21 protein-coding genes are annotated in these 20,508 nt (G+C 42.8%); 16 read left to right on the forward strand and 5 right to left on the reverse strand.

Annotated features, from left to right (window positions below; translation table 11 throughout):
• The first annotated feature begins 453 nt into the window (after window positions 1–453).
• The 5 genes from pstS (at window position 454) to O9290_RS06115 (ending at window position 4,787) form a co-directional block, all read left to right on the forward strand.
• Complete coding sequence (gene pstS / locus O9290_RS06095) at window positions 454–1,467, forward strand: phosphate ABC transporter substrate-binding protein PstS (protein WP_288059014.1); 1,014 nt, start codon at window positions 454–456, stop codon at window positions 1,465–1,467.
• A gap of 391 nt (window positions 1,468–1,858) precedes the next feature.
• Complete coding sequence (pstC, locus tag O9290_RS06100) at window positions 1,859–2,833, forward strand: phosphate ABC transporter permease subunit PstC (RefSeq protein WP_288059021.1); 975 nt, start codon at window positions 1,859–1,861, stop codon at window positions 2,831–2,833.
• Window positions 2,834–2,837: 4 nt separating this feature from the next.
• The gene (gene pstA / locus O9290_RS06105; protein WP_002760009.1) at window positions 2,838–3,722 is read left to right on the forward strand and encodes a phosphate ABC transporter permease PstA; all 885 of its coding nucleotides are present in this window, start codon (window positions 2,838–2,840) and stop codon (window positions 3,720–3,722) included.
• A gap of 11 nt (window positions 3,723–3,733) precedes the next feature.
• On the forward strand, window positions 3,734–4,543 hold the full coding sequence (gene pstB, locus O9290_RS06110; RefSeq protein WP_002760008.1) for a phosphate ABC transporter ATP-binding protein PstB: 810 nt from the start codon (window positions 3,734–3,736) through the stop codon (window positions 4,541–4,543).
• 1 nt (window position 4,544) lies between these two features.
• Window positions 4,545–4,787 (forward strand): hypothetical protein, encoded by a 243-nt coding sequence (locus O9290_RS06115; RefSeq protein ID WP_288086820.1) that lies wholly within the window; start codon window positions 4,545–4,547, stop codon window positions 4,785–4,787.
• On the opposite strand, the gene O9290_RS06120 is transcribed toward O9290_RS06115, so the two are convergent.
• Complete coding sequence (locus tag O9290_RS06120) at window positions 4,721–5,518, reverse strand: glutathione S-transferase (protein WP_002798699.1); 798 nt, start codon at window positions 5,516–5,518, stop codon at window positions 4,721–4,723. The genes O9290_RS06115 and O9290_RS06120 overlap by 67 nt on opposite strands.
• Before the next feature lie 546 nt (window positions 5,519–6,064).
• On the opposite strand from O9290_RS06120, the gene O9290_RS06125 reads away from it, so the two are divergent.
• The 4 genes from O9290_RS06125 to O9290_RS06140 all read left to right on the forward strand — a co-directional run bounded on the left by O9290_RS06125 (window position 6,065) and on the right by O9290_RS06140 (window position 9,054).
• Window positions 6,065–7,273: a hypothetical protein gene (locus O9290_RS06125; RefSeq protein ID WP_288058611.1), complete on the forward strand. Its 1,209-nt coding sequence runs from the start codon at window positions 6,065–6,067 to the stop codon at window positions 7,271–7,273.
• Between the two features lie 33 nt (window positions 7,274–7,306).
• Entirely contained in the window at window positions 7,307–8,299 is a 993-nt protein-coding gene (locus O9290_RS06130) for a pentapeptide repeat-containing protein (RefSeq protein ID WP_002758966.1), read from the forward strand.
• A gap of 136 nt (window positions 8,300–8,435) precedes the next feature.
• Window positions 8,436–8,564, forward strand: coding sequence for a hypothetical protein (locus O9290_RS06135; protein WP_287969786.1), 129 nt, complete (start codon window positions 8,436–8,438; stop codon window positions 8,562–8,564).
• Window positions 8,565–8,586: 22 nt separating this feature from the next.
• Window positions 8,587–9,054: a pepsin/retropepsin-like aspartic protease family protein gene (locus O9290_RS06140; RefSeq protein WP_288059231.1), complete on the forward strand. Its 468-nt coding sequence runs from the start codon at window positions 8,587–8,589 to the stop codon at window positions 9,052–9,054.
• Here the strand turns inward: O9290_RS06140 and O9290_RS06145 are convergent.
• Window positions 9,049–10,710, reverse strand: coding sequence for a M14 family metallopeptidase (locus O9290_RS06145; RefSeq protein WP_012264942.1), 1,662 nt, complete (start codon window positions 10,708–10,710; stop codon window positions 9,049–9,051). The genes O9290_RS06140 and O9290_RS06145 overlap by 6 nt on opposite strands.
• Window positions 10,711–10,781: 71 nt before the next feature.
• Between O9290_RS06145 and O9290_RS06150 the strand changes: the two genes are divergently transcribed.
• Window positions 10,782–10,994: a hypothetical protein gene (locus O9290_RS06150; RefSeq protein WP_002751038.1), complete on the forward strand. Its 213-nt coding sequence runs from the start codon at window positions 10,782–10,784 to the stop codon at window positions 10,992–10,994.
• Here O9290_RS06150 and O9290_RS06155 read toward each other — a convergent pair.
• Window positions 10,991–11,737, reverse strand: a complete 747-nt coding sequence (locus tag O9290_RS06155) for a circadian clock KaiB family protein (RefSeq protein WP_002758959.1) — start codon at window positions 11,735–11,737, stop codon at window positions 10,991–10,993. The two genes, O9290_RS06150 and O9290_RS06155, sit on opposite strands and share 4 nt — an antisense overlap.
• Before the next feature lie 90 nt (window positions 11,738–11,827).
• On the reverse strand, window positions 11,828–13,147 hold the full coding sequence (locus tag O9290_RS06160; protein WP_288059229.1) for a type IV pilus twitching motility protein PilT: 1,320 nt from the start codon (window positions 13,145–13,147) through the stop codon (window positions 11,828–11,830).
• Window positions 13,148–13,232: 85 nt separating this feature from the next.
• Here O9290_RS06160 and O9290_RS06165 point away from each other — a divergent pair, with 85 nt between their 5' ends.
• The 3 genes from O9290_RS06165 to O9290_RS06175 all read left to right on the forward strand — a co-directional run bounded on the left by O9290_RS06165 (window position 13,233) and on the right by O9290_RS06175 (window position 14,745).
• Complete coding sequence (locus O9290_RS06165) at window positions 13,233–13,418, forward strand: hypothetical protein (RefSeq protein WP_288059227.1); 186 nt, start codon at window positions 13,233–13,235, stop codon at window positions 13,416–13,418.
• Window positions 13,419–13,549: 131 nt separating this feature from the next.
• Window positions 13,550–14,512 carry a hypothetical protein gene (locus O9290_RS06170; RefSeq protein ID WP_288059225.1) on the forward strand — a complete coding sequence of 321 codons (963 nt, stop codon included), beginning with the start codon at window positions 13,550–13,552 and terminating at the stop codon, window positions 14,510–14,512.
• Window positions 14,509–14,745 (forward strand): PIN domain-containing protein, encoded by a 237-nt coding sequence (locus O9290_RS06175; protein WP_288059223.1) that lies wholly within the window; start codon window positions 14,509–14,511, stop codon window positions 14,743–14,745. Before O9290_RS06170 ends, O9290_RS06175 begins: the two co-directional genes overlap by 4 nt.
• A 67-nt stretch (window positions 14,746–14,812) precedes the next feature.
• On the opposite strand, the gene O9290_RS06180 is transcribed toward O9290_RS06175, so the two are convergent.
• On the reverse strand, window positions 14,813–15,871 hold the full coding sequence (locus tag O9290_RS06180; protein WP_149987535.1) for a potassium channel family protein: 1,059 nt from the start codon (window positions 15,869–15,871) through the stop codon (window positions 14,813–14,815).
• Window positions 15,872–15,997: 126 nt separating this feature from the next.
• Here O9290_RS06180 and O9290_RS06185 point away from each other — a divergent pair, with 126 nt between their 5' ends.
• The 3 genes from O9290_RS06185 to O9290_RS06195 all read left to right on the forward strand — a co-directional run bounded on the left by O9290_RS06185 (window position 15,998) and on the right by O9290_RS06195 (window position 20,368).
• Window positions 15,998–17,281 (forward strand): aspartate aminotransferase family protein, encoded by a 1,284-nt coding sequence (locus O9290_RS06185; protein WP_002798689.1) that lies wholly within the window; start codon window positions 15,998–16,000, stop codon window positions 17,279–17,281.
• Between the two features lie 252 nt (window positions 17,282–17,533).
• Window positions 17,534–18,229: a Uma2 family endonuclease gene (locus O9290_RS06190; protein WP_043999641.1), complete on the forward strand. Its 696-nt coding sequence runs from the start codon at window positions 17,534–17,536 to the stop codon at window positions 18,227–18,229.
• Window positions 18,230–18,232: 3 nt separating this feature from the next.
• The gene (locus O9290_RS06195; protein ID WP_288059220.1) at window positions 18,233–20,368 is read left to right on the forward strand and encodes an O-linked N-acetylglucosamine transferase, SPINDLY family protein; all 2,136 of its coding nucleotides are present in this window, start codon (window positions 18,233–18,235) and stop codon (window positions 20,366–20,368) included.
• The last annotated feature ends 140 nt before the right edge of the window (window positions 20,369–20,508 follow it).

A 20,508-nucleotide genomic window follows, 5' to 3' on the forward strand; every position in this document is an offset into this window, starting at 1 on the left:
ATAAATTCTCTCTAGCATTTTCTGGCTCTCGGGGTTTAGGTCTCTAATCAATCTCATTGTATTTTCCTGCTGCTTCGTTTTTTTATGTATTATACTTCTTAATTTTTTATTTGGGTAATTAATTTTGCATGACTACTTATCCAACAAGGTTTTTAGATTTATTCAGCCTGCTCTAGATAAAAAGCTTTATCCGGGCAATTTCTCCCCAACAGATGGTTTAAATTAAGATTTCATCCTTGAATAGATACAATAGATTTTTGTCTTGATCGGTCTAACTAAATTGTTGCCAAAAGCTGTGAATTTTTTAAATCAAACTTAACCGAAATTTTACCAAATCTTAACCAAAAAAATCTCCAATATTTCTAGATTTAAAAGTAATATTTATGCCTTAAACTATATTTTGAAGAAAGTTCAACTTTCCCAATTGTGCAGGATTCTTCAACCAGAAAATTTATGATATTCTCAACTGCTACCCTAACTCGTGTGTGTGCTGTCTCCTTCGCCACGGCAGCGGCCTTAGCAGGGACGATGGGAGAAGCTTTCGCCCAAACCCTGAACGGTGCAGGAGCCTCCTTTCCCGCGCCCCTATACCAGCGTTATTTTGCCGACTATAAAAACGCCACCGGTGTCACCGTTAACTATAATTCCGTCGGTAGCGGTGCTGGTGTCCGGCAATTTATCGCCGGAACCGTCGATTTTGGCGCTTCCGATGCCGCTCCTTCCTCTTCCGAAAAAAGCCAGATGAAAAACGGTTTACTGCTAGTTCCCACCGCCGGAGGAGCCGTCGCCGTGGTTTATAATCTGCCCGGGGTAAATAACCTGCAAATTTCCAGGGCTAACCTCGGTAAAATCTTCAGTGGCGAGATCACTAACTGGAGACAGGTGGATCCGAAACTGCCCAACCAACCCATTAAAGTAGTGGTTAGGGCTGATGGTAGCGGTACTACGGAGATTTTTACCTCTCACCTGAGCGCTATTAGTCCTTCTTTCAAAAGTAAAGTGGGAACCAGCAAAGAACCTAACTGGGGTTTTACCGTTCTCAAGGGACCGAAAAATGATGGTGTGGCGGCCCTGGTTAAACAAACAGAAGGCTCGATTGGTTACGTTCAAGATACCTTTGCCCGCAAAAACGAAGGGGCAACCATGAGAACCGCCAGAATTCAAAATAAAGCCGGTCAATTTGTCGAACCCAGTCTCGCTCAAGCTAACAAGGCGATGGAAGGGGTGAAATTTAACGCTGATTTTACCGCTAATGTAGATGATCCGAGCAGTGGTTATCCGATCGTCGGGATTACTTGGTTATTAGTACCGAAAGACTACGCTGATAACAAAAAAGCGGCGGAAATTAAAAGACTGTTGACTTGGATTCTCACCACCGGTCAAGGTATTAACAATCAATTGGAATTTACCCGGATTCCTCAATCGGTGACTCAAAAAGTTTTAGCCGAAGTTAACAAAATTAAATAAATAGGGTTTGCTGAATAAATGTGAAATGTAGGTAAGGTAAGGGTTTTGTGGCTTTTCTCGCGAAACAGGTGCAAATTTTGAGAGAATCGTCGTTCAAAACCTTGTGTCTTCATCGGCCCGCGTCCTGTAGGGGCGAAGCATTCGGGCAATAACCTATCGGTGAAACCGGAGATTTTCTAACCGAATGCTTCGCCCGTACTTTTTCAGCAAACCTAAATACTTTTGTATTAGTTTGGGCTTGATTGTCACCACTTTCCAGTAAAATGGAAAAAAGTCACCAGTTAACCTCATAACTAATAACTGCAAGTATTTCTTTTCTGTGGGCTGAACATTGTTCAGCCCCTACAGTTGCGTTTTCAACAACTGATAACTGGTAATCGCTCTCTACTTTATGGCCAATTTTTCTGAACCTGTTGAGTCTTTTGATCTTTCAGCAGCCAATCTTAACGAAAACCCCGGCACTGCCGGTTTATTTGATCGCATTTTTACGCTCCTAGTCTGGATTTGTGCCGCCTCTGGTTTAATTTTTCTGCTGTGGATGGCCTGGATTGTTTTTCAGGATGCGCGGCCGGCGATCAATGAATTCGGTTGGGGATTTCTCTGGGGAACCACTTGGGATGTTAACGTCCTCAAATTTGGTGGTTTACCCTTTATTTTCGGTTCGATCGTTTCCTCGATTCTGGCTCTTTTATTAGCTATTCCCCTCAGTGTCGCCGTTGCTTTAACCACTAGCGAGAATTATTTGCCGGCAAGTGTCCGTTATCCCATCGGTTTTCTAGTGGAATTAATTGCCTCGATTCCCAGTGTAATTATTGGTTTATGGGGGATTTTCGTGCTAATTCCCGTGCTTAAACCCCTGCAAGAATGGTTATTTCAAAATTTTGCTTGGTTCCCTTTGTTTAATACCCAACCTTTGGGACCAAGTATGCTGATCGCTGGTGTGATCCTGGCCATTATGATCGTGCCGACTATTTCCGCTATCAGTCGCGATGTGCTGCTTACCGTCCCCCCCGAATTACGCAGCGCCTCCATGGCCCTAGGGGCGACTCGTTGGGAAACCATCTGGCGCGTGTTATTGCCGGCGGCGAGTTCTGGCATTATCGGGGCGATTATCCTCGGTTTAGGGCGCGCTTTAGGGGAAACTATGGCGGTGGCCATGGTAATCGGTAACTCCTCGATTATTACTCCCTCCCTCTTGGCCCCCGGTTATACTATTCCTGCTGTACTAGCCAATACCTTCCCAGAAGCTTTTGAAAAAATCCACATCGGAGCCTTGATGTATCTAGCTTTGATTCTATTTGTTATTACCTTAGCCGTCAATAGTGTAGCGGCTTTATTAGTACAGTTTATCAACCGCAATCGTTAATTTTATGAGCCAAGGAGCTTTTCCCGAAGAAGATTTACAGCAACCCCTGTCACCCTGGCGACATTTTTTTACCAACGGTCTCACGGGTTTAGCGATCGCTCTTAGTGCTATCGCTATTCTGCCTTTATTCGCTATCCTCTTTCAAATTGTCAAAGAAGGTTTACCCGGATTCAATGGGCAAGTTTTCACCTCTTTACCCGCCCCAGTTGGCTCTGATCCCAGTGTTCCCAACGGTTTTGCCAATGCGATCGTGGGTACTTTAACTATGGTCGGTTTAGCGGCTTTAGGCAGCATACCTCTGGGGATTCTCACCGGGGTTTTCCTCTCGGAATTCGCTCGGGGTTCCAAAATTGGCGGCATTCTGCGCTTTGCGATCGTGGTGTTGAGTAGTACCCCTTCCGTTATCGTCGGGGTGTTTTCCTTCGGGGTTTTGGTGTTAACTACCAAACAATTTTCCGCCGTGGCGGGGGCCTTTGCTTTAGGGGTGATTATGTTGCCGATCATCGCTTTAACCACGGAAGAGGCGCTGAAACTAATACCCATGTCCTACCGTCTCGGTTCCTCCGCTTTGGGGGGTTCCCGTTTCGATACGGTATTTCGCATTGTCCTGCCAGCAGCGATCGCACCAATTATGACCGGGATATTATTAGCAGTAGCCCGGGCTGCTGGAGAAACCGCCCCCTTAATGTTTACGGCTTTATTTAGTCAATTTTGGCAAGAAAGTCTTTGGTCGCCCACACCGGCTTTAACGGTGTTGATTTATAACTACGCTAGTTCCCCTTTTCCTGAACAAAATTCCTTGGCTTGGACAGCTTCTTTAGTCCTGATTATCTTAGTTTTAATTACTAGCCTTCTTTCCCGTTTTGTCACTCGTAAACGCTCAAATTAAGCATTTTTCTTATGATCGATTCCTCTCTCATGAACAATCCTACGTCTCTAGCTAATTCGGCGATCAAAGTCGAAAATCTCAGCTTTTTCTACGGTAGCAAAAAAGCCCTGGAAGGTGTTTCTTTAGAAATCCCGCAAAGGCAAGTAACCGCCATGATCGGCCCCTCTGGTTGTGGTAAATCCACTCTCTTAAAAGCCCTCAATCGCATCGGGGAATTAGAGGGACAGGTGACAGTTAAAGGCAAAGTTAGGTTTTTTGGCCAAGATATCTACGCTCCCAAAGTTAACCTTCATACCTTACGGCGACAGGTGGGTATGGTGTTTCAGCGCCCTAACCCTTTTCCTGCTAGTATTTACGATAATATTGCCTACGGTATTAGAATTTATCGTTCCGCTAGTCGCAGTGAATTAGATGCAATTGTGGAATCAGCTTTAAAAGGGGCTGCTCTTTGGAATGAAGTTAAAGATCTGTTGAATAAATCCGCTTTAGGATTATCGGGAGGACAACAACAAAGATTGTGTATTGCTCGCGCTTTGGCGGTAAAACCAAAAGTATTATTAATGGATGAACCTTGTTCCGCTTTAGACCCCCTTTCTACCCTCAAAGTCGAGGAATTAATCCATGAATTGAAGCAACAATACACGATCGTCATTGTCACCCATAATATGCAACAGGCCTCTAGGGTATCCGATCGCACGGCCTTTTTTAATACCGATGAAAGCCGCGTCGGTCATTTGGTGGAATGTGATGCCACCCAGAAAATTTTCACCGATGCAGTTAATCAACAAACTCGCGATTATGTAGCCGGTAGATTCGGTTAATTTGTCTTGTCAGGAGATAGGAGACAGGAGACAGGAGACAGGAGATTATTTTTATTTATTCTCCCCACACCCCACACCCTACACCCTACACCCCACACCCTACACCCCACACCCCACACCCCACAACCTACACCCTACACCCCACACCCCAAACCCCACCAGCCTAGTCAAGCGCTGCTATTCAATCTGGATGGAGTTGGGGGAATCGATAGGAGGGGTGGAACTTCCCGGGGTGATAGTTTGACGGTATTGACTATAAAGACGGTCGCGCCAAGCAAAAAAGCCCTCGTAGGCGCTATTATCGGCTAACCCCGGAATCCCCTTGCCTTGCAATTCCCTGGGTAAGTTGAGATAGGAACCCTGGGGAAACTGAAGCAGCACACTTAATCCCGCCACGGCTAAATCGGCTAAAGTGGGCTGATCCCCGACTAAATAGGGACGATTGGTTAAAATGAGGTTCAAAGCCTCTAAATCCTGTTGTAGCCCCTTTTTCGCTGTATTGATAGCATCTTTTCCCAGACCTACACCCGCCCCCAAAATATCAATTAATTCCCCCGGCATGGAACCCAGCAACAAGCGCATAAAACCGGGAGTTTCCTGGGGTAAAAAAGCGGTACGAAAGTTTTGATTTTGGGCAAAAGCGCCGAGAAAAGCGGTTCTTCCTTTTAATCCCAGGGATTCATCGGCCCATTCTTCGATTAATAAACATTGACCCCGTTGTAGGGGATCTGTGGGGATAATTGGTTTTTCAGGATACTTGCGATCGAGATAAAAAGCAATCTCCGTCGAGTCAGCAATATAAGTATCGCCATCCTTGAGGACGGGAACCTGTCGCTGTCCGGAAAGACGGAATAATTCCAATTGTCCCACCCCCGGCACCACGTCCCTTTTTTTATAGGCAAGACCTTTATAGTCGAGGATGAGACGGACTTTCTCACAATAGGCAGATAATTCAAATTGGTAGAGTTCTAGCATGGGATGATATGGCCTCTCGATAAATCAGTTTCTCCCTGATTACTCTAACCCTATCGGGCATCAATCGCCTAAACCTAAAGACTTTACTCCGATTTTACTCAAACATTTGTACTAAAAACGAGAAAGGCGAAAAAATAATCTTTTGCTAATTTTAGGGACCAGATCCAGCAAACCCAACTGAATAGCTCCACGCTTTTAGGCTAGAATATCTTCGCGCGCCAGAAGAGCCGGAATAACTTATATAGGGTCTGCTGAAAAAGTTTTTCGTGGGGGTAGGGTGTGGGGTGTAGGGTGTAGGGTTTTACCGATTTTCAGGTGGTCAACTACCTAATTTTCAGGGAAAGAGCACCTGAATTTTCCCCCCGATCCCCGCAATGGCTGGCACTTTTTGAGGGGAAAAAAGTCTAAAAGTCCTATCCAACAAGGTTTTTAGATTTATTCAGCAGACCCTATATATTCTGGTAAGCTGACTCGCGAGAGACCAATAGCATACCGCTATAGTAGAGGTGTGCGAGAGCTGGCTCCTTTCTCGGATCAGAGGTTACTATGCAATTATCCATCGAAGTTTTTAATGACGTAGTTCGCTATCTCGACAGCCACGAAGAAAAATTACGGATCAAAAAATTAATCTTTTGTATCTGTAAAAAATATTGGGAAAATGAGCCTAATATTTTGAACACTGTGGCTATGGAAGACTTGGTGAAGGAGTTAGTGCAACTGAAAACCAATAAAGAACAATTAACTTTTTCTGTTTATAAATTAGTTAAAACCCTCAATCGTCCTAAAGTTTATCTGGGAGTAGCCACGGTTATTATCGAGCAAATCAGTCAATTATATAGTAATATTGCTGCCGCCTACGACAATCAATTATTACTGGTAGAGCCAGAAGTTAACCCTAGCTTCACCACCGTTAATAATGATGTCAACAACGAGGAAGATAATTTATTAAGACAGGTGGTTAGTGGAATAGAAAATCATCGAGAGACAGCGAGAATTCACAAATTAATGTTTGCCGCTTGTAAAAATCGTTGGGAAAACGATCAAGCGGTGATTAATAATTATGGCTTAAAAAATATTGTTTTAGAACTTCAGCGAAACAATCCCAATTTCCTCAGCTTGCGACAAACTCTCAAGCAAGTTGCCAAAAATATTAATAAAAAAGCTCTCTACCTAGCCCTAGCCGATATTATTCTTACCCAGCTAGAGCCTCTCTACGATACTGATAACGATGACGAAGAAGAGGATAATGAGTCAAAAAGTCAAATCTTGAACACTCAAATAGTTCATCTAAAGAATGATTCTGATTCTGCGGCTAAAACCACATCTTTCTCCCCCTCTAGAAGTGAACCTGTGGATTTTTCCTCTTCGATCATCAATCTAAATGAACCACAATTAGTCATGGAATTGCCCTTTGCCGAGCCGGCTTCCTCAAATAACAACCCCAGTAATTCCCCACAAATTCCCGCCTACGACCCCTTTGAAATTCGTTTAGAAATTTTCCAGTATGCTAATCCTTTACGCGCCAAAATATTGATTTTCTCGCTCCTATTTCATCCTTGGGATCGGAGCGGTCAAGATTGGTCAACTCTGCGAAGTTATACCCTAGAAGATTTACTACAACAACTCATCGAAAGTGGGAAATCTCTCAAGGATATCGAAATTCAACTATACAATATTGCTCAAACCCAAATGGATACGGATGCTAACGTTCAAACCGCCAGTATTCTGGTGCAAACTTTACAAAAAATTCTTTAATTTTTTATCCAAATTTATCTGGACATTCTACCTATGAAACCCAACGAATTAATTGAACGTTATGCCGCAGGAGAAACTCAATTTAGTGGCTTAAAATTACCAGGAGTTAATTTAGTTGGTGCTGACTTAATTGGCATTGTTTTAAATGAAGCAGATCTGCACGGAGCCAATCTTCTCTTTACCTATCTTAACCGGGCTAATCTCGCTCAAGCTAATCTTGTGACAGCTAATTTAAGCGGTGCTAGTCTCAACCAAGCTGACTTAAATGGGGCAGATTTACGCAGTGCCAATTTACACGGAGCGCTGCTACAAGGTGCTAATCTTCGTGATACCGATATAACCCTAGCGACGTTACTTGATGCTAACTTAATCGGGGCGGATTTACGGGGGGCTGATTTAAGTGGTGCTAACCTCACTGGTGCTTGTTTGCGGGGAACAAATATGCGTCAGGAAAAGAAAAATCATAACACTAATTTACAAAGTGCTAATCTCTATCGCGCCGACCTGCAAGGGGCTAATATGAAAGGGGTTGATCTGGTGCGTGCAAATCTAGTAGGAGCCAATTTAAAGGAGGCTAATTTGTGCAATGTTGACCTCAGAAAAGCGGATTTAACTAATGCTAATCTCCAAGATGCTTTACTTACTGATGCTAATTTAATCGGGGCGCATTTAGTGGGGGCAAATCTAGCGGGAGCCAATTTAGTGCGGTCAAAAATGACCGATACAGAAGCAATGCAGGCAAATTTCCATAGTGCAATTATGACTCAAATAAAATTTGATCGAGCTAATCTTAGTCAAGCTAATTTTCAAGCAGCAAGAATGAATCATGCTGACTTAAGAAGGGCTAATCTTTCAGGAGTTAATTTCAGCGAAGCTGACTTAATCGATGCTTTCTTTGCTAGAGCAAATCTCACCGGTGCCGATTTAACTAATGCTAATCTAACTCGTGCCGAGTTAATGAGTGCTAATCTGATGGGAGTTAACTTCCGCGGTGCAATTATGCCCGATGGCCGGATTAATAATTAAAATTACTTAGGGTTGGCTGAATAAATCTAAAAACCTTGTTGGGTAAGACTTTTAGACTTTTTTTCCCTCAAAAAGTGCCTACCATTGGAGTGATCGGGGGTAAAATCCCTGGACTTTTTCCCTGAAAATTAGGTAATTGACCCCCTCAAAATCGGTAAAACCCTACACCCCACACCCCACACCCCACACCCTGTCCCCACGAAAAACTTTTTGCCGCAAGCCCTACTTAGACATTGTTGTTAGCAGTTATTCTGGTATAATTTAGGGGTAGAATTGAGGGTAGTGTTATGGTTAATCCAGCAATTATTGCAGAAGATATGGGCAAAATCTACACCAGCATTACAGTTATCAATCGAGCGGATCAAATTCGTGCAGAGGATGGTATGATCGCACCGGAACAAATTCGCTCTCTTACCCTAGAAAATGTCTTGGTGGATACGGGAGCAACTACTCTTTGTCTGGTGCCGGAAGTAATCTCCAGCTTGGGTTTACAGCTTTTAAAAGAAGTAGATGTGGCTACGGCTAAAGGGATAGGAAAAGCGAGAATTTTTCGCGATGCTACCTTGATTATTGCGGGACGGGAAGGGACTTTTGAATGTTTGGAATTACCTGGAGGTCAAAACAACTTATTAGGAGTAATTCCTTTAGAAGCTTTGGGATTAGAACCAGAGCTTCGCAGCCAAAAACTACGAGTTTTACCCACGGAATCTAACGAGACTTATTTAACAATTTTATCGAACAAAATAGCTCTATAAAATCACTTTTTGTCTGACTGTTCCGGCTCTTTCAGCTATAGCGATAATCTCGATTTCTTGACCAGAAACTCCTTTAATCACCCATTCCACCGTACAGCGATAATCTAAACCATGAGCGAGGCTACTATATACTTTATTTGATCGCCCTTCTAAGTGACCGATTTCCTGCTCTAATTTTCCCACTATTAAACTCACCTCATCGGCTAAATTTAACTTGACTTGAATGGGACGAACGATCTTTCTTTCCAGTGCCTTTTTACTGGTATAAGTGGGTAAAAATCCCTGATTTTCTAACTGTAAAACCAGATGATAAATACCATTTCCCTCCGACTTAAGATCAAGACGAGAGATAGCTAAAAGAGGTGACATTAAAGCATGGGCAATAGTAAACTGACATTGTTTCTCACATAAATCTGGTAAATACTTTTCTGGGGCATTTTGCCAGACATTTTTAAAGTCCCAACCGCCAATTTCCACCTCTCCCAATTGGGGGTGATCAAAACTTTGCCAATTAATAAAACCCTTTCCCGCCAAATTCTCATCATTCCAACGCTGTAACTTCAATTCATCTTCCAAAGGATGCCAGCGAAACCATTGAATATAATCATCTTTTTTCACTCCCGCTTGGGTGGGTGCATCCCATAACTCCACCGTAAAACCATACCAACCAAAATGATCGTAACCGTAATCATCCATGGCACCGTTAGTCACTTCTTTGGGATGATAACGAAAATCGTGATAGACAGAAACGCATTCATAACCAGTCATTGCTTTTCCCTTGTCAGCAATATATTTATACATTTCTAAGTCTTCCACGGGGAAATATTCATCGGGATGGGTGCTATAGGGACGCAACATGACTGCTGAATAGGTATGATAGGTAACGAAGCCATTAATATTAGTGTTATTTGCCCAAAATTCCGCTTCTGCACGGGTTTCTGGCTCCGAAAAAGGAAAATCTCCGGCCCCCTGTTGTTCCCCTTCAGGAACCCAATAAACGGGATAATTGCGGTTAAAATCTAAGCCTTCTAGGGTGGGGGCAGTGGTAAAATTATAGCCATCGTAATCGCGGATTAAACCTTCGGTGAGCAAAGTGTAAAAAGTTCCCTCAAATTCCTCCGGTTCGCGACGCACCATAATGCGAGGATCTTGTTCAGAAATTTTCCAAGCGCCACAGGTATCTTTTTGGCGCATTTGTAGAATTAAACCATCGCCGTTAATATCTTCAGGATATAGCCCCGGTTTCTCATCCGTGTGGGGATAGGGGCGAATACTCGATCGTAACAGATAGGGAGTAGTGAGATATTTTTCCGCTCCATCCACGGCTAATCGCGGCAAAATATAGACAGTGTAATGGTCAAGAAGTCTGGTAATTTGGGAATTATGACCGTATTGGCGCAAAAGATGGGAGATAGTGTAGAGAGCGACGGCAGAGCCTGTTACTTCCCCCGCATGGGTGTTAGCATCGATCCAATAGGCAGGTTTTTCTAAATAATGGCCTGTGGCTTGATTTGTTAGGGTAGTTAACCAGATATCTCGATTTTCGTAGCTTTTACCGATCGAGGTGAGGCTAATTAAATTAGGATAGGATGAGGCTAGGTTTTTGAGGAAAGAAACTAATTCGGCGTAGGGGTAATAGTGGCTAAAATCAAACATAATCTTCTGCAACTAAAAAAAAGGAGTCTCAGGTTAATTTGACAAAATATAGGATAATAACAGTAAAAACTATGGATAGTCAGGATATTGCTCGCTATATTGAAGAAACTAACGGTATTTCTAAGCCTTGGCTGTTGGTGCAATTGCGTCTCAAAAAACTGCAAGAACGTCGCGCTAGTCTTTCCCAACAGGAATATATCCAAGAATTGGATGATATTCAGCAAGACTTAATGAAATTGGGCGAATGGTGGCGAGGAATCGAGTCAGAAGTCTTTAAACCCTAAGCGGTGGCGATAATCTGTAATACTCGCGGTAAATCCTCAAATTCGCCGATGATGCGTTTCACCGGTTGCGGCCAAACCCGGACTAAAGTGGGAATAGCAGAGACATGATTAGATTCCGCTTGTTCTGGATGCTTAGAGATATCGATCACTTTCAGGGTATAGGGATGGTGTAATTCTCGCTCTAGAAGCTGATGGATCGATTCTAGGGTGTGTTTAGTATTGGCATTATTGCCGGAGACAAATAACCGCAAAACATAACCCTTGGGACTAGGGTTAGTATAGTCAGAGTCAGCACTAATCCCCGAAGTCGTTGCGGGGCGCTCCTGATAACGGAGAATCAGATCGTGGGATTGCCAAAGTTGGGGAAACTGCTGACGATAGGTTTCTAAGATAGTGGGATTAGAGGATTGTTCCTGCCAAGGTACAGTAAACCAAGCTCGCTCGTCCGTGGCGAAAATAGCATTTAATAAAGGCTGATAGCGACGGACAAGGGGATAGACTTCGGCTCTAGTATGAATACGGTGACTGTAGGGATCTCGCCAGCGATCGATGGTAGCGGTAAAACTAGGAACTAAAAAATGGGGGGGTTCTGGCAACCCTAAAGCGGACTGGAGAGCAGCGCAGAGATTCAGATGCCAATGAGTTTGTTTATCAGGATCGATACAGTAAATCAGGTCGCCCCCGGGGGTAAACAGGGCGATGCCTTTAAAAATATCGGGCAACACAATCGCGGAAGTGGTCACTTGAGGGGTTCCCCTAGGGAATCAATAGGAGCTTCTATTTTTCTAGACTACTAAACTCTTGACCCCTCAAGGATTTCCTTCAGGGTTTTTCTAGATTCTACCCCGCAGCATCATCGCCATTTCATTGGGAACCGGGGACATTTCCAGGGCGACCTCATCGCTAATCCGTCCCTCTTGATAGAGGTTAAACAGAGATTGATTAGTGGTAATCATGCCATGGTATTCGCCATCTCTCATTAATTCGATAATTTCGTCATTTTTGCCGCTGCAAATGTAATCTTTGACGGTTTCTGTGTTGACGAGAATATCGTGAAAAGCGGTCCGTTTACTGTCGGTGGTGCGACATAAACCCTGGGAAATAATACAAACCAAGGATTCTGCGATCGCCACCCGCATCGATTCCCGTTCCTCGGCGGTATAAAGAGTTAAAATCCGCTCCAGGGTTTTAACGGCGCTGTTGGTGTGCAGGGTTCCCATAACTAAGTGACCAGTTTGGGCAGCTTTCAGGGCAGTATTAACGGTGGATTTGTCCCGCATCTCCCCCACCAGAATAATATCTGGGTCTTCCCGCAAAGAGGCTTTTAGGGCATTATCGAACTCATGGGTGTGTATTCCCACTTCCCTTTGTTTGATCAAACTGCGACGACTTTGATGGACAAATTCGATCGGGTCTTCGATGGTGATAATATGTTTGGGGTGTTCTTTATTTATGTAATCGATCATGGCTGCTAGGGTGGTGGATTTCCCTGAACCCGTCGGACCGGTGATTAAAATCAATCCCTTATGCACATCGCACACATTCCGGAACACAGCCGGTAAGCCCAATTGTTCCACAGTGAGGATTTTCATGGGAATTAGACGCAAAACCATCCCCGGACCGCGCAGACTTTCAAAGATATTAATCCGCACCCTAGCGAATTCGTACTGAGTTGCACCATCAAATTCTAGGTCTTTTTTAAAGCGAAGGATTTCTTCTTCACCGAGGATTTCCCGTAACCAACTATAAAAAGTGTTGATGTCAATTTCAGGATAGTTGAGAATAATCATTTCACCACGATCCCGCATCCGGGGTTGTTCTCCAACTCCTAGGTGAACGTCCGAATAACCCCGATCAAAGGCCATCCGGATCAAATGTTCTAAGGTGGGTTGATTGGGAGCGCGACCCGGCCGGGGTGGGGTTTGGGGAGAAGCAGCCTGACTGGGAGCGCGATTTTGGGGAGGACGTGGGGCGGAAATTTGACCATTTTGCGGCATATTCGGCACGTTTTTGGTCGGTGTCGCCACCTGTTGGGTCATTTCTTCAGTTATCCCCATGCTGATTTCCGTGATTAACTCTGAGGGTGGTATTGGGATGGAGGGAACCGGCAGCGGCTGCAGTGGTCGTGGGGAAGAATTGGGATTTTGACTCATGAGCAATAGGGGTTTTTTTCTTTTACTATTCCCCGATTGTACTAACATCTCATCCCCAATTTTTCAATTCCTCACAGATGTTAGATTGAGGAGTAAGGAGCCAGTAGTCTCCGAGTCAGGAGACAGGAGACTCCGAGACAGGAGATTATTTTTATTTATTCTTCCCACTTCCCCACTTCCCCACTTCCCCACTTCCCCACTTCCCCACTTCCCCACTTCCCCACTTCCCCACTTCCCCACTTCCCCACTTCCCCACTTCCCCACTTCATAATTTATAATTCCCCCTCTCCTATACCTTTTAAACAGGATTTAGACCCCAAAATTGTTACAATGGAGGTTTAGGGCTGATAATTTTGACTACTCATTTCTGTTTGATCGTCAGTTTTAGGAGAGGTAAATATGATGAATAGTCTGCCCAGTTCAGTCGAACGGGAAAATTTAGGACAATTTTTGTTAGAAAACCTGCAAAATATTACAGATAAACTCGATCAAATTGTCACCGATTCTGATCGGATAATACTGGATAATTTACTACAAGAAACTCAGATTTTACTTGAGCAAGTTAAAGATAACTCTAAAACTTATCAAGCAAGAGCCGATATATTTTGTCAAATTGATGAATTATGGTTTCAGGTATGGGAACAATATAAGAATGAGGGTTCGGCAATAAATTTGATTGAGATTATCAATGAATTTACCGATAGAGTAACTGCCTATGCTAAATTATTTATCGGCCTTGCTCAGATCAATGAGGGAAAGACTGGTGAGGAAAAAGCCGATTTAATCAGAGTGGTGGAAGGTTCACACATTCTCTCGGAAACGATAGATGTGTTTATTGATATGTTTGCCGATTCAGAACTAGAGCAAATTTACCAGGGAGCTAAAAATGCTCTATCGGTTTCTAATCGTACTATAACCGAATATTTCCAAGATACTGACAAATGTTTAGTCACCCAATTGAGAGCTTATAGTAGTTTAATAATTTTAAGAATTCAAGAGCGATTTAATCCTAAGAATGTATCCTCAGAAACTACTTCTCATTCCCTAGCAGATAATTTCAATGATATTGATGCCTCTACACAAAATTTAACAGGTTTGGTCGATTTGGAAACTGAAAAATCTTCGTCTGAAAACTGGTTAGATAATCTTTCTGGATCAATTTCTGATCAGGAGGATTTTGAGAAAGCATTAGAATATGGGCGTGTTTTTCGTCAGAATGTATCCTCAGAAACTACTTCTCATTCCCTAACAGATGATTTAAGCGATCTTGATCCTTGGACAAGAGACTTAGTGGGGGTTGTCGATTTAGGACGAGAAGACCCAAAAGAATCGTATATTGATTATTTAGTGGAGAAGTATCGGTGAAACGAGTCCTATTCGATAGTGATGTATTGCTAGATGTTTTGGGTAAGCGTGAACCACATTTTCAAGCATCTGTACAAGCATTAAATACAGTTAAGACAGGTAAAACTCAAGGATATATTTCTGGTCATGCCGTCACTAATATTTATTATATTTTGTCTAAACAAAACGGAAGGGAAAGCTCAAGAAAATTGGTGATAAGTCTTCTAGAGAACGTAGGTTGGGTTGAAGCATGAAACCCAACACCCGCTCATGTTACCCTACCACTAACCCATCCTACAAACTTTTTGGCGCAAACCCTAACTAATGCTTCGGTAAACGTAAACCATCCGATCGCATGGGGATTAAAATCTGAGTTAAACTGCGTAATTGTTCGGCCGTTCCCATACAAATTAACAGATCCCCGGCCATTAATTCCGTATCGCCAGTCGGTCCCCCAATTAGCGTACCATCGGCGCGACGTATAGCTAAAACTAACGCCCCCGATCGAGATCTTAAATGTGCTTGACTAAGACTTAAACCGACACAGGGACAAGTCCTCGGATCGATTAAAAATTCTTCCATATAAAACGATCGATCGGTTCCAGTTAAAATCCCATCGACAAAATCCATCACCTGGGGTCGTAGGGCTGCGGCCGCTAATCTTCTACCGCCGGTAATATAGGGAGATACTACCGCATCGGCCCCGGCCCGTTGTAATTTTTGTACTGCTTCCTCGGTACTGGCCCTAGCAATGGCGCGAATTTTCGGATTAAGAGTTTTAGCGGACAAAACTGTATATAAATTCTCCGCATCGGAAGTTAAAGCGGCCACAATACAAATAGCGCGTTCGATTCCTGCCATTTGTAAAGATTTATCTAAGGTGGCATCTCCTTGAACAACAATATAATTTAATTCTTTGGCCCGATTTACCTGTAGGGGGTCCGTATCAATGACTACAAAAGGAATATTTTCGGCGTAAAATTCGATCGCCACCTGTCTACCCGTGCGACCCAAACCACAGATGATATAGTGTTCCGATAGTCGATCGATCAAGCGTTTCTCCTGTCTCTGTTTGAGTCCCTCTTGAAAATAGCCTTGAATTAAAGCTTCGGTCAAGCGATTAACAATATAACCGATGCTAACTACTCCCATCACGATCAAAACCATTGTAAACAGTCGTCCCCGTTCACCTAGGGGATTAATTTCGCCAAAACCGACGGTAGCGAGGGTACTAATCGTCATATAGGCCGAATCTAGCCAACTCCAACCCTCGATCAGATGATACCAAAGCGTACCCAGCAAAAACACCACGATCAGGGCAAAAATTCCCCCGATTAATTCCTGACGCAGACGACGATATTTATCTTCACTGATAGACAAGCAAAATTCACCCCTAAGACTGTCTAGTAAATTACAATGAAATCAGTTTTTAATCTAAATAACCCGTCCTTCTCAGACGGATTTGATTATAATTTCCCCTATGTCTAATCGCGCAGGAGTTCCCCAGTGAGTCCAGAAACCCTTTTAGAACCAACCCTAGTTGATCCCACTCCCAATTTAAACCCGAATCAACCCTTCGATCGAGATAGTTTTAACAGCTATGTGATGAATACTTATGGTCGTTTTCCCATTGCGATCGCCAAAGGGTTAGGCTGTCTTCTCTGGGATACTTCCGGTAAACAATACCTTGATTTTGTTGCGGGAATTGCCACCTGTACCCTCGGTCACGCACACCCCGCTTTAATTGAAGTGGTTAGCCAGCAAATCCAAAAACTCCATCATGTCTCGAATTTATACTATATTCCCGAACAAGGGGAACTAGCTAAATGGATTGTCGATCATTCCTGCGCTGATAAAGTCTTTTTCTGTAATTCTGGTGCGGAAGCGAACGAAGCGGCGATTAAATTAGTACGGAAATATGCCCATACGGTGCTAGATTTCCTCGAACAGCCGGTTATTTTAACCGCTCACGCTAGTTTTCACGGTCGGACTTTAGCTACCATCACCGCAACCGGTCAACCGAAGTACCAAAAAGACTTTGAACCCCTGATGCCGGGGTTTGCCTATATTCCCTATAATGATATCGAAGCGGTGGAAAATGCGATCGCTGATCTCGATGAGGGTAATCGTCGTGTGGCCGCGATTATGTTGGAACCCTTGCAGGGTGAAGGGGGAGTTCGTCCAGGGGATATCGAATATTTCCAACGTTTACGGCAAATTTGCGACGAAAATAACATTTTGCTTGTCTTTGATGAAGTACAGGTGGGAGTCGGAAGAACTGGTAAACTCTGGGGTTATGAGAATTTAGGAGTGGAACCGGATATTTTCACTTCTGCTAAGGGTTTAGCGGGTGGTATTCCCATCGGTGCGATGATGTGCAGAAAATTCTGTGATGTGTTTGAACCGGGTAGTCATGCGAGTACCTTTGGAGGTAATCCTTTCGCTTGTGCCTCAGCTTTAACAGTATTACAAACCATTGAACGGGATCATCTTCTCGAAAATGTCCAGCAGCGAGGGGAACAGTTACGCAGCCGTTTACGCGTGATTGCTTCTCAATATCCCCATCTATTTGTCGATGTGCGCGGTTGGGGTTTAATTAACGGTATGGAAATTAATTCAGAAAGTGAGTTGGTTTCATCTACTATTGTTAATGCAGCCTTGGCCGAGGGTTTATTAATTGCTCCCGCAGGTCCGAAAGTTCTCCGTTTTGTACCTCCTTTAATTGTCTCGGAAACAGAAGTAGATGAGGCTATGGATAAGCTAGAAGCAGCCATCGCTAAAGTGGTTTAATTTCAGTTATCAGTTATCAGTTATCAGTTATCAGTTATCAGATGTAAGTTTTAAGTTGAGAGTTTCCAGAACGTAGGTTGGGTTGAAGCATGAAACCCAACGCCCGCTCATGTTACGCTACCGCTAACCCATCCTACAAATAATTGTGCCTACCTACTTATGAGTCAATTATTTTTGAGCTTTCCCCCCCTAACTGTCACTTTTTCACTGGACTAGGGGAGGATGAATTTACTCTTGTTCGGGGCAAATAAAATGATCACTTCTGAACCTATTTATTCCCTCCCTAAAACCCCTCCTTTAGAAAATGGTGATCAACTAAGTCGCCAGGAATTTGAGCGTCGTTATCAGAACCTTTCTGAAGTAAAAAAAGCCGAATTAATTGAAGGAATAGTTTATATGTCCTCTCCTGTACGAGTGCAGAGTCATGGAGAACCTCATTCTGATATTTTAACTTGGTTAGGGGTCTATAAAGCCGCCACAATTGGGGTAATGTCTGCGGATAATACTACTGTGCGTCTGGATGCAGATAATGAAGTACAACCAGATGCTTTACTAAGAATTAAAATTGCTGGACAATCAACTATTAGTGACGATGATTATATCGAAGGTGCGCCGGAATTAATCGTAGAAATCGCCGCTTCTAGTGCTTCCTATGATCTCCACAATAAATGGCGAGTTTATCGTCGTAATCAAGTGCAAGAATATCTTGTTTGGCGAGTTTATGAACGTCAATTAGATTGGTTCCGATTAAATGCTGGAGAATATATTAAACTTGAACCCGATAGTCGAGGGATAATTTACTCGCAGGTTTTCCCCGGTCTTTGGTTAGATGTTAATGCTTTATTAGCGGGTAACTTAGGACAGGTTTTGACAGTTTTACAGCAAGGTTTAGCCAGTCAAGAACATCAAGATTTTCTGAAAATATTATCTCAAAAAACTAATAACTGATTTATGTGGCATCCTGACGCTTATCAAGCTTTAATTGCCGAAGATTATCCTCAAGTTGCGGCAATCTACGAGGAACTAATCGATAACAATCCTGAAAATGTTTCTGACTATTGGTACTTGGGAGTTGCCTATCTTCTGCAAAATTTAGCAGCAGAGGCACAGGTGATGTGGCAAAATGTTTTAAGCGAAGGCAATCCAGAACAAGTTAAGCAATGGCAAGCAGAATTAGAAGCGGTTTTAGACGCAGAAGTGCGACGACAACAAAGAAAAGGTGATCTGGCAGCTGTAGAATATTTTCGCTATCATCTACAGGAAATTGTTCCCAAGTCAATTAATAATTTATTAGCTTTATTCGACTTAGCTTTAGATTTAGAAATATTTGATCCTGAAGAACTACTTAATTATCCTATTCAAGACAATCTCAGATCTAATCCCGATCGAGAATTGCTTTTAAATGTAGTTCTCAAAAGTCTTTTATATCCCCATGAATTAACTTTAGATTTAGCTCAAGCAAGTTTACCCTACCTAGAGGAATTAGCCGATAGTTTTATCCCGCAAGCTTTTCAGATAGCAGCACGAGTCACCAACGAGCAACAAAGTCCCACTTTTGGAGTGGAAATTATTAAACTTTGTCTGCAATTAAGACCAAATGATCTGAGTCTTTTGGAACAATTGGTTAACCTCTATATTTTAGCAGAAGACTTTGATAATTCTTTGATAACTGCCTATCAATTCCGAGAAATTTGTCTAACTCCAACCCTAAAGTTATACAGTAATTATCTGATTTTGTTAATACTTTTGCGCTGGGGAGTTTGGCAAGAAATTGATCATATTTATCAAGAATATCATGATTTATTACAGGAATTAACCCGTCAGAAAAATATCACTTTAGAACCGATTATTAAAACTAGCTTTCTCAATGTTTCTAGTCCCCTACCCTATCTAGGCGATCGAGCCTTAGCCAACCGAAAATTAACTAATTGCGTCGCCGAAATTTTCCTTGATAATAATAGTTTAAAAACTCCTTTAATTACAAACGAAAAAGCTTCAGAAAAACTAACTATTGGTTATCTTGCCAGTACCTTAAAACATCATTCTGTCGGTTGGTTAAGTCGTTGGTTAATTCACCATCATGATCGAGAAAAATTGCAAATAGCCATCTATACTATTAACCAAGAAGAAGATGAAATTACCCGTCAATGGTTCCGGGATAGCCGAGATATTATCCGTCATTTTTCCTACGCTCAAAATCCCCTAGAAGTTGCCCAACAAATTCAACAGGATCAGATAGATATTCTAGTAGATTTAGATAGTTTAACCCATAATTTCACCAATCAGATTATGGCCCTGAAACCTGCGGCAAAACAAGTGACTTGGTTAGGTTGGGATGCTTCTGGATTAGCAACTATTGATTACTATATCGCCGATCCCTACGTTTTACCCCAGCAAGCGGAGGAATATTATCGAGAAAAAATCTATCGTTTACCAGAGACATATTTAGCAGTGGATGGTTTTGAAATCGGCACTCCCAATCTCCGTCGAGAAGATTTAGAAATTCCCCCCGATGCTACCATCTATTTTTCCGTACAAAGTGGCATGAAACGTCATCCTGATACCATTAAACTTCAGATGAAAATTCTCGCACAAGTCCCTAATAGTTATTTTCTGATTAAGGGAGTCGGTAAGACTGAAAAAATTCAAGAATTATTTACTGAAATAGCGATTCGGGAGGGAGTTAATCCCCAAAGATTGCGGTTTTTACCGAGAGATATCGATGAATATACCCATCGCGCTAATTTACAGATTGCCGATGTGGTGTTAGATACCTATCCCTACAATGGTGCTACCACCACCTTAGAAGTTTTATGGCAAGGAATCCCTTTAGTTACATTGGTAGGAGAACAATTTTCCGCCCGCAATAGTTATACTTTTATGATTAATGCTGGTATTGAAGCCGGAATTGGCTGGAATGAGGCAGAATATATCGACTGGGGAGTAAAATTAGGACTCGATCGCTCCCTTCGTCAAGACATCAGCCATCAACTGTTAGGAAATCGTGACACAGCCCCGCTCTGGCAAGGGAAAAAATTCGCTCAAAATATGGAAAATGCCTATTTAAAAATCTGGGAGGGAAGTTGATATTGACATCCTCGCCGCCCTAAAAGTGCGGCGATTCCTAAACCTCACGATTTAAGTTTCTGCTTCCACCACCGTCGCATACCACAGTTAAAAAACCATGTACTGTCTTACACAGAGTCCACAGACTTTCGCCCCATTTC

It is taken from the genome of Microcystis sp. LE19-41.2A (assembly GCF_027530405.1).
GTDB classification, from domain to species: domain Bacteria; phylum Cyanobacteriota; class Cyanobacteriia; order Cyanobacteriales; family Microcystaceae; genus Microcystis; species Microcystis aeruginosa.

Coding starts and splice junctions, on each gene's coding strand:
- O9290_RS06130 (WP_002758966.1), top strand. CDS start 7,307: ATGAAACCCAACGAATTAATTGAACGTTATGCCGCAGGAGAAACTCAA.
- pstB (WP_002760008.1), top strand. CDS start 3,734: ATGATCGATTCCTCTCTCATGAACAATCCTACGTCTCTAGCTAATTCG.
- pstA (WP_002760009.1), top strand. CDS start 2,838: ATGAGCCAAGGAGCTTTTCCCGAAGAAGATTTACAGCAACCCCTGTCA.
- O9290_RS06195 (WP_288059220.1), top strand. CDS start 18,233: ATGTGGCATCCTGACGCTTATCAAGCTTTAATTGCCGAAGATTATCCT.
- O9290_RS06150 (WP_002751038.1), top strand. CDS start 10,782: ATGGATAGTCAGGATATTGCTCGCTATATTGAAGAAACTAACGGTATT.
- O9290_RS06170 (WP_288059225.1), top strand. CDS start 13,550: ATGAATAGTCTGCCCAGTTCAGTCGAACGGGAAAATTTAGGACAATTT.
- O9290_RS06160 (WP_288059229.1), bottom strand. CDS start 13,147: ATGAGTCAAAATCCCAATTCTTCCCCACGACCACTGCAGCCGCTGCCG.
- O9290_RS06140 (WP_288059231.1), top strand. CDS start 8,587: ATGGTTAATCCAGCAATTATTGCAGAAGATATGGGCAAAATCTACACC.
- pstC (WP_288059021.1), top strand. CDS start 1,859: ATGGCCAATTTTTCTGAACCTGTTGAGTCTTTTGATCTTTCAGCAGCC.
- O9290_RS06125 (WP_288058611.1), top strand. CDS start 6,065: ATGCAATTATCCATCGAAGTTTTTAATGACGTAGTTCGCTATCTCGAC.
- pstS (WP_288059014.1), top strand. CDS start 454: ATGATATTCTCAACTGCTACCCTAACTCGTGTGTGTGCTGTCTCCTTC.
- O9290_RS06190 (WP_043999641.1), top strand. CDS start 17,534: ATGATCACTTCTGAACCTATTTATTCCCTCCCTAAAACCCCTCCTTTA.
- O9290_RS06145 (WP_012264942.1), bottom strand. CDS start 10,710: ATGTTTGATTTTAGCCACTATTACCCCTACGCCGAATTAGTTTCTTTC.
- O9290_RS06120 (WP_002798699.1), bottom strand. CDS start 5,518: ATGCTAGAACTCTACCAATTTGAATTATCTGCCTATTGTGAGAAAGTC.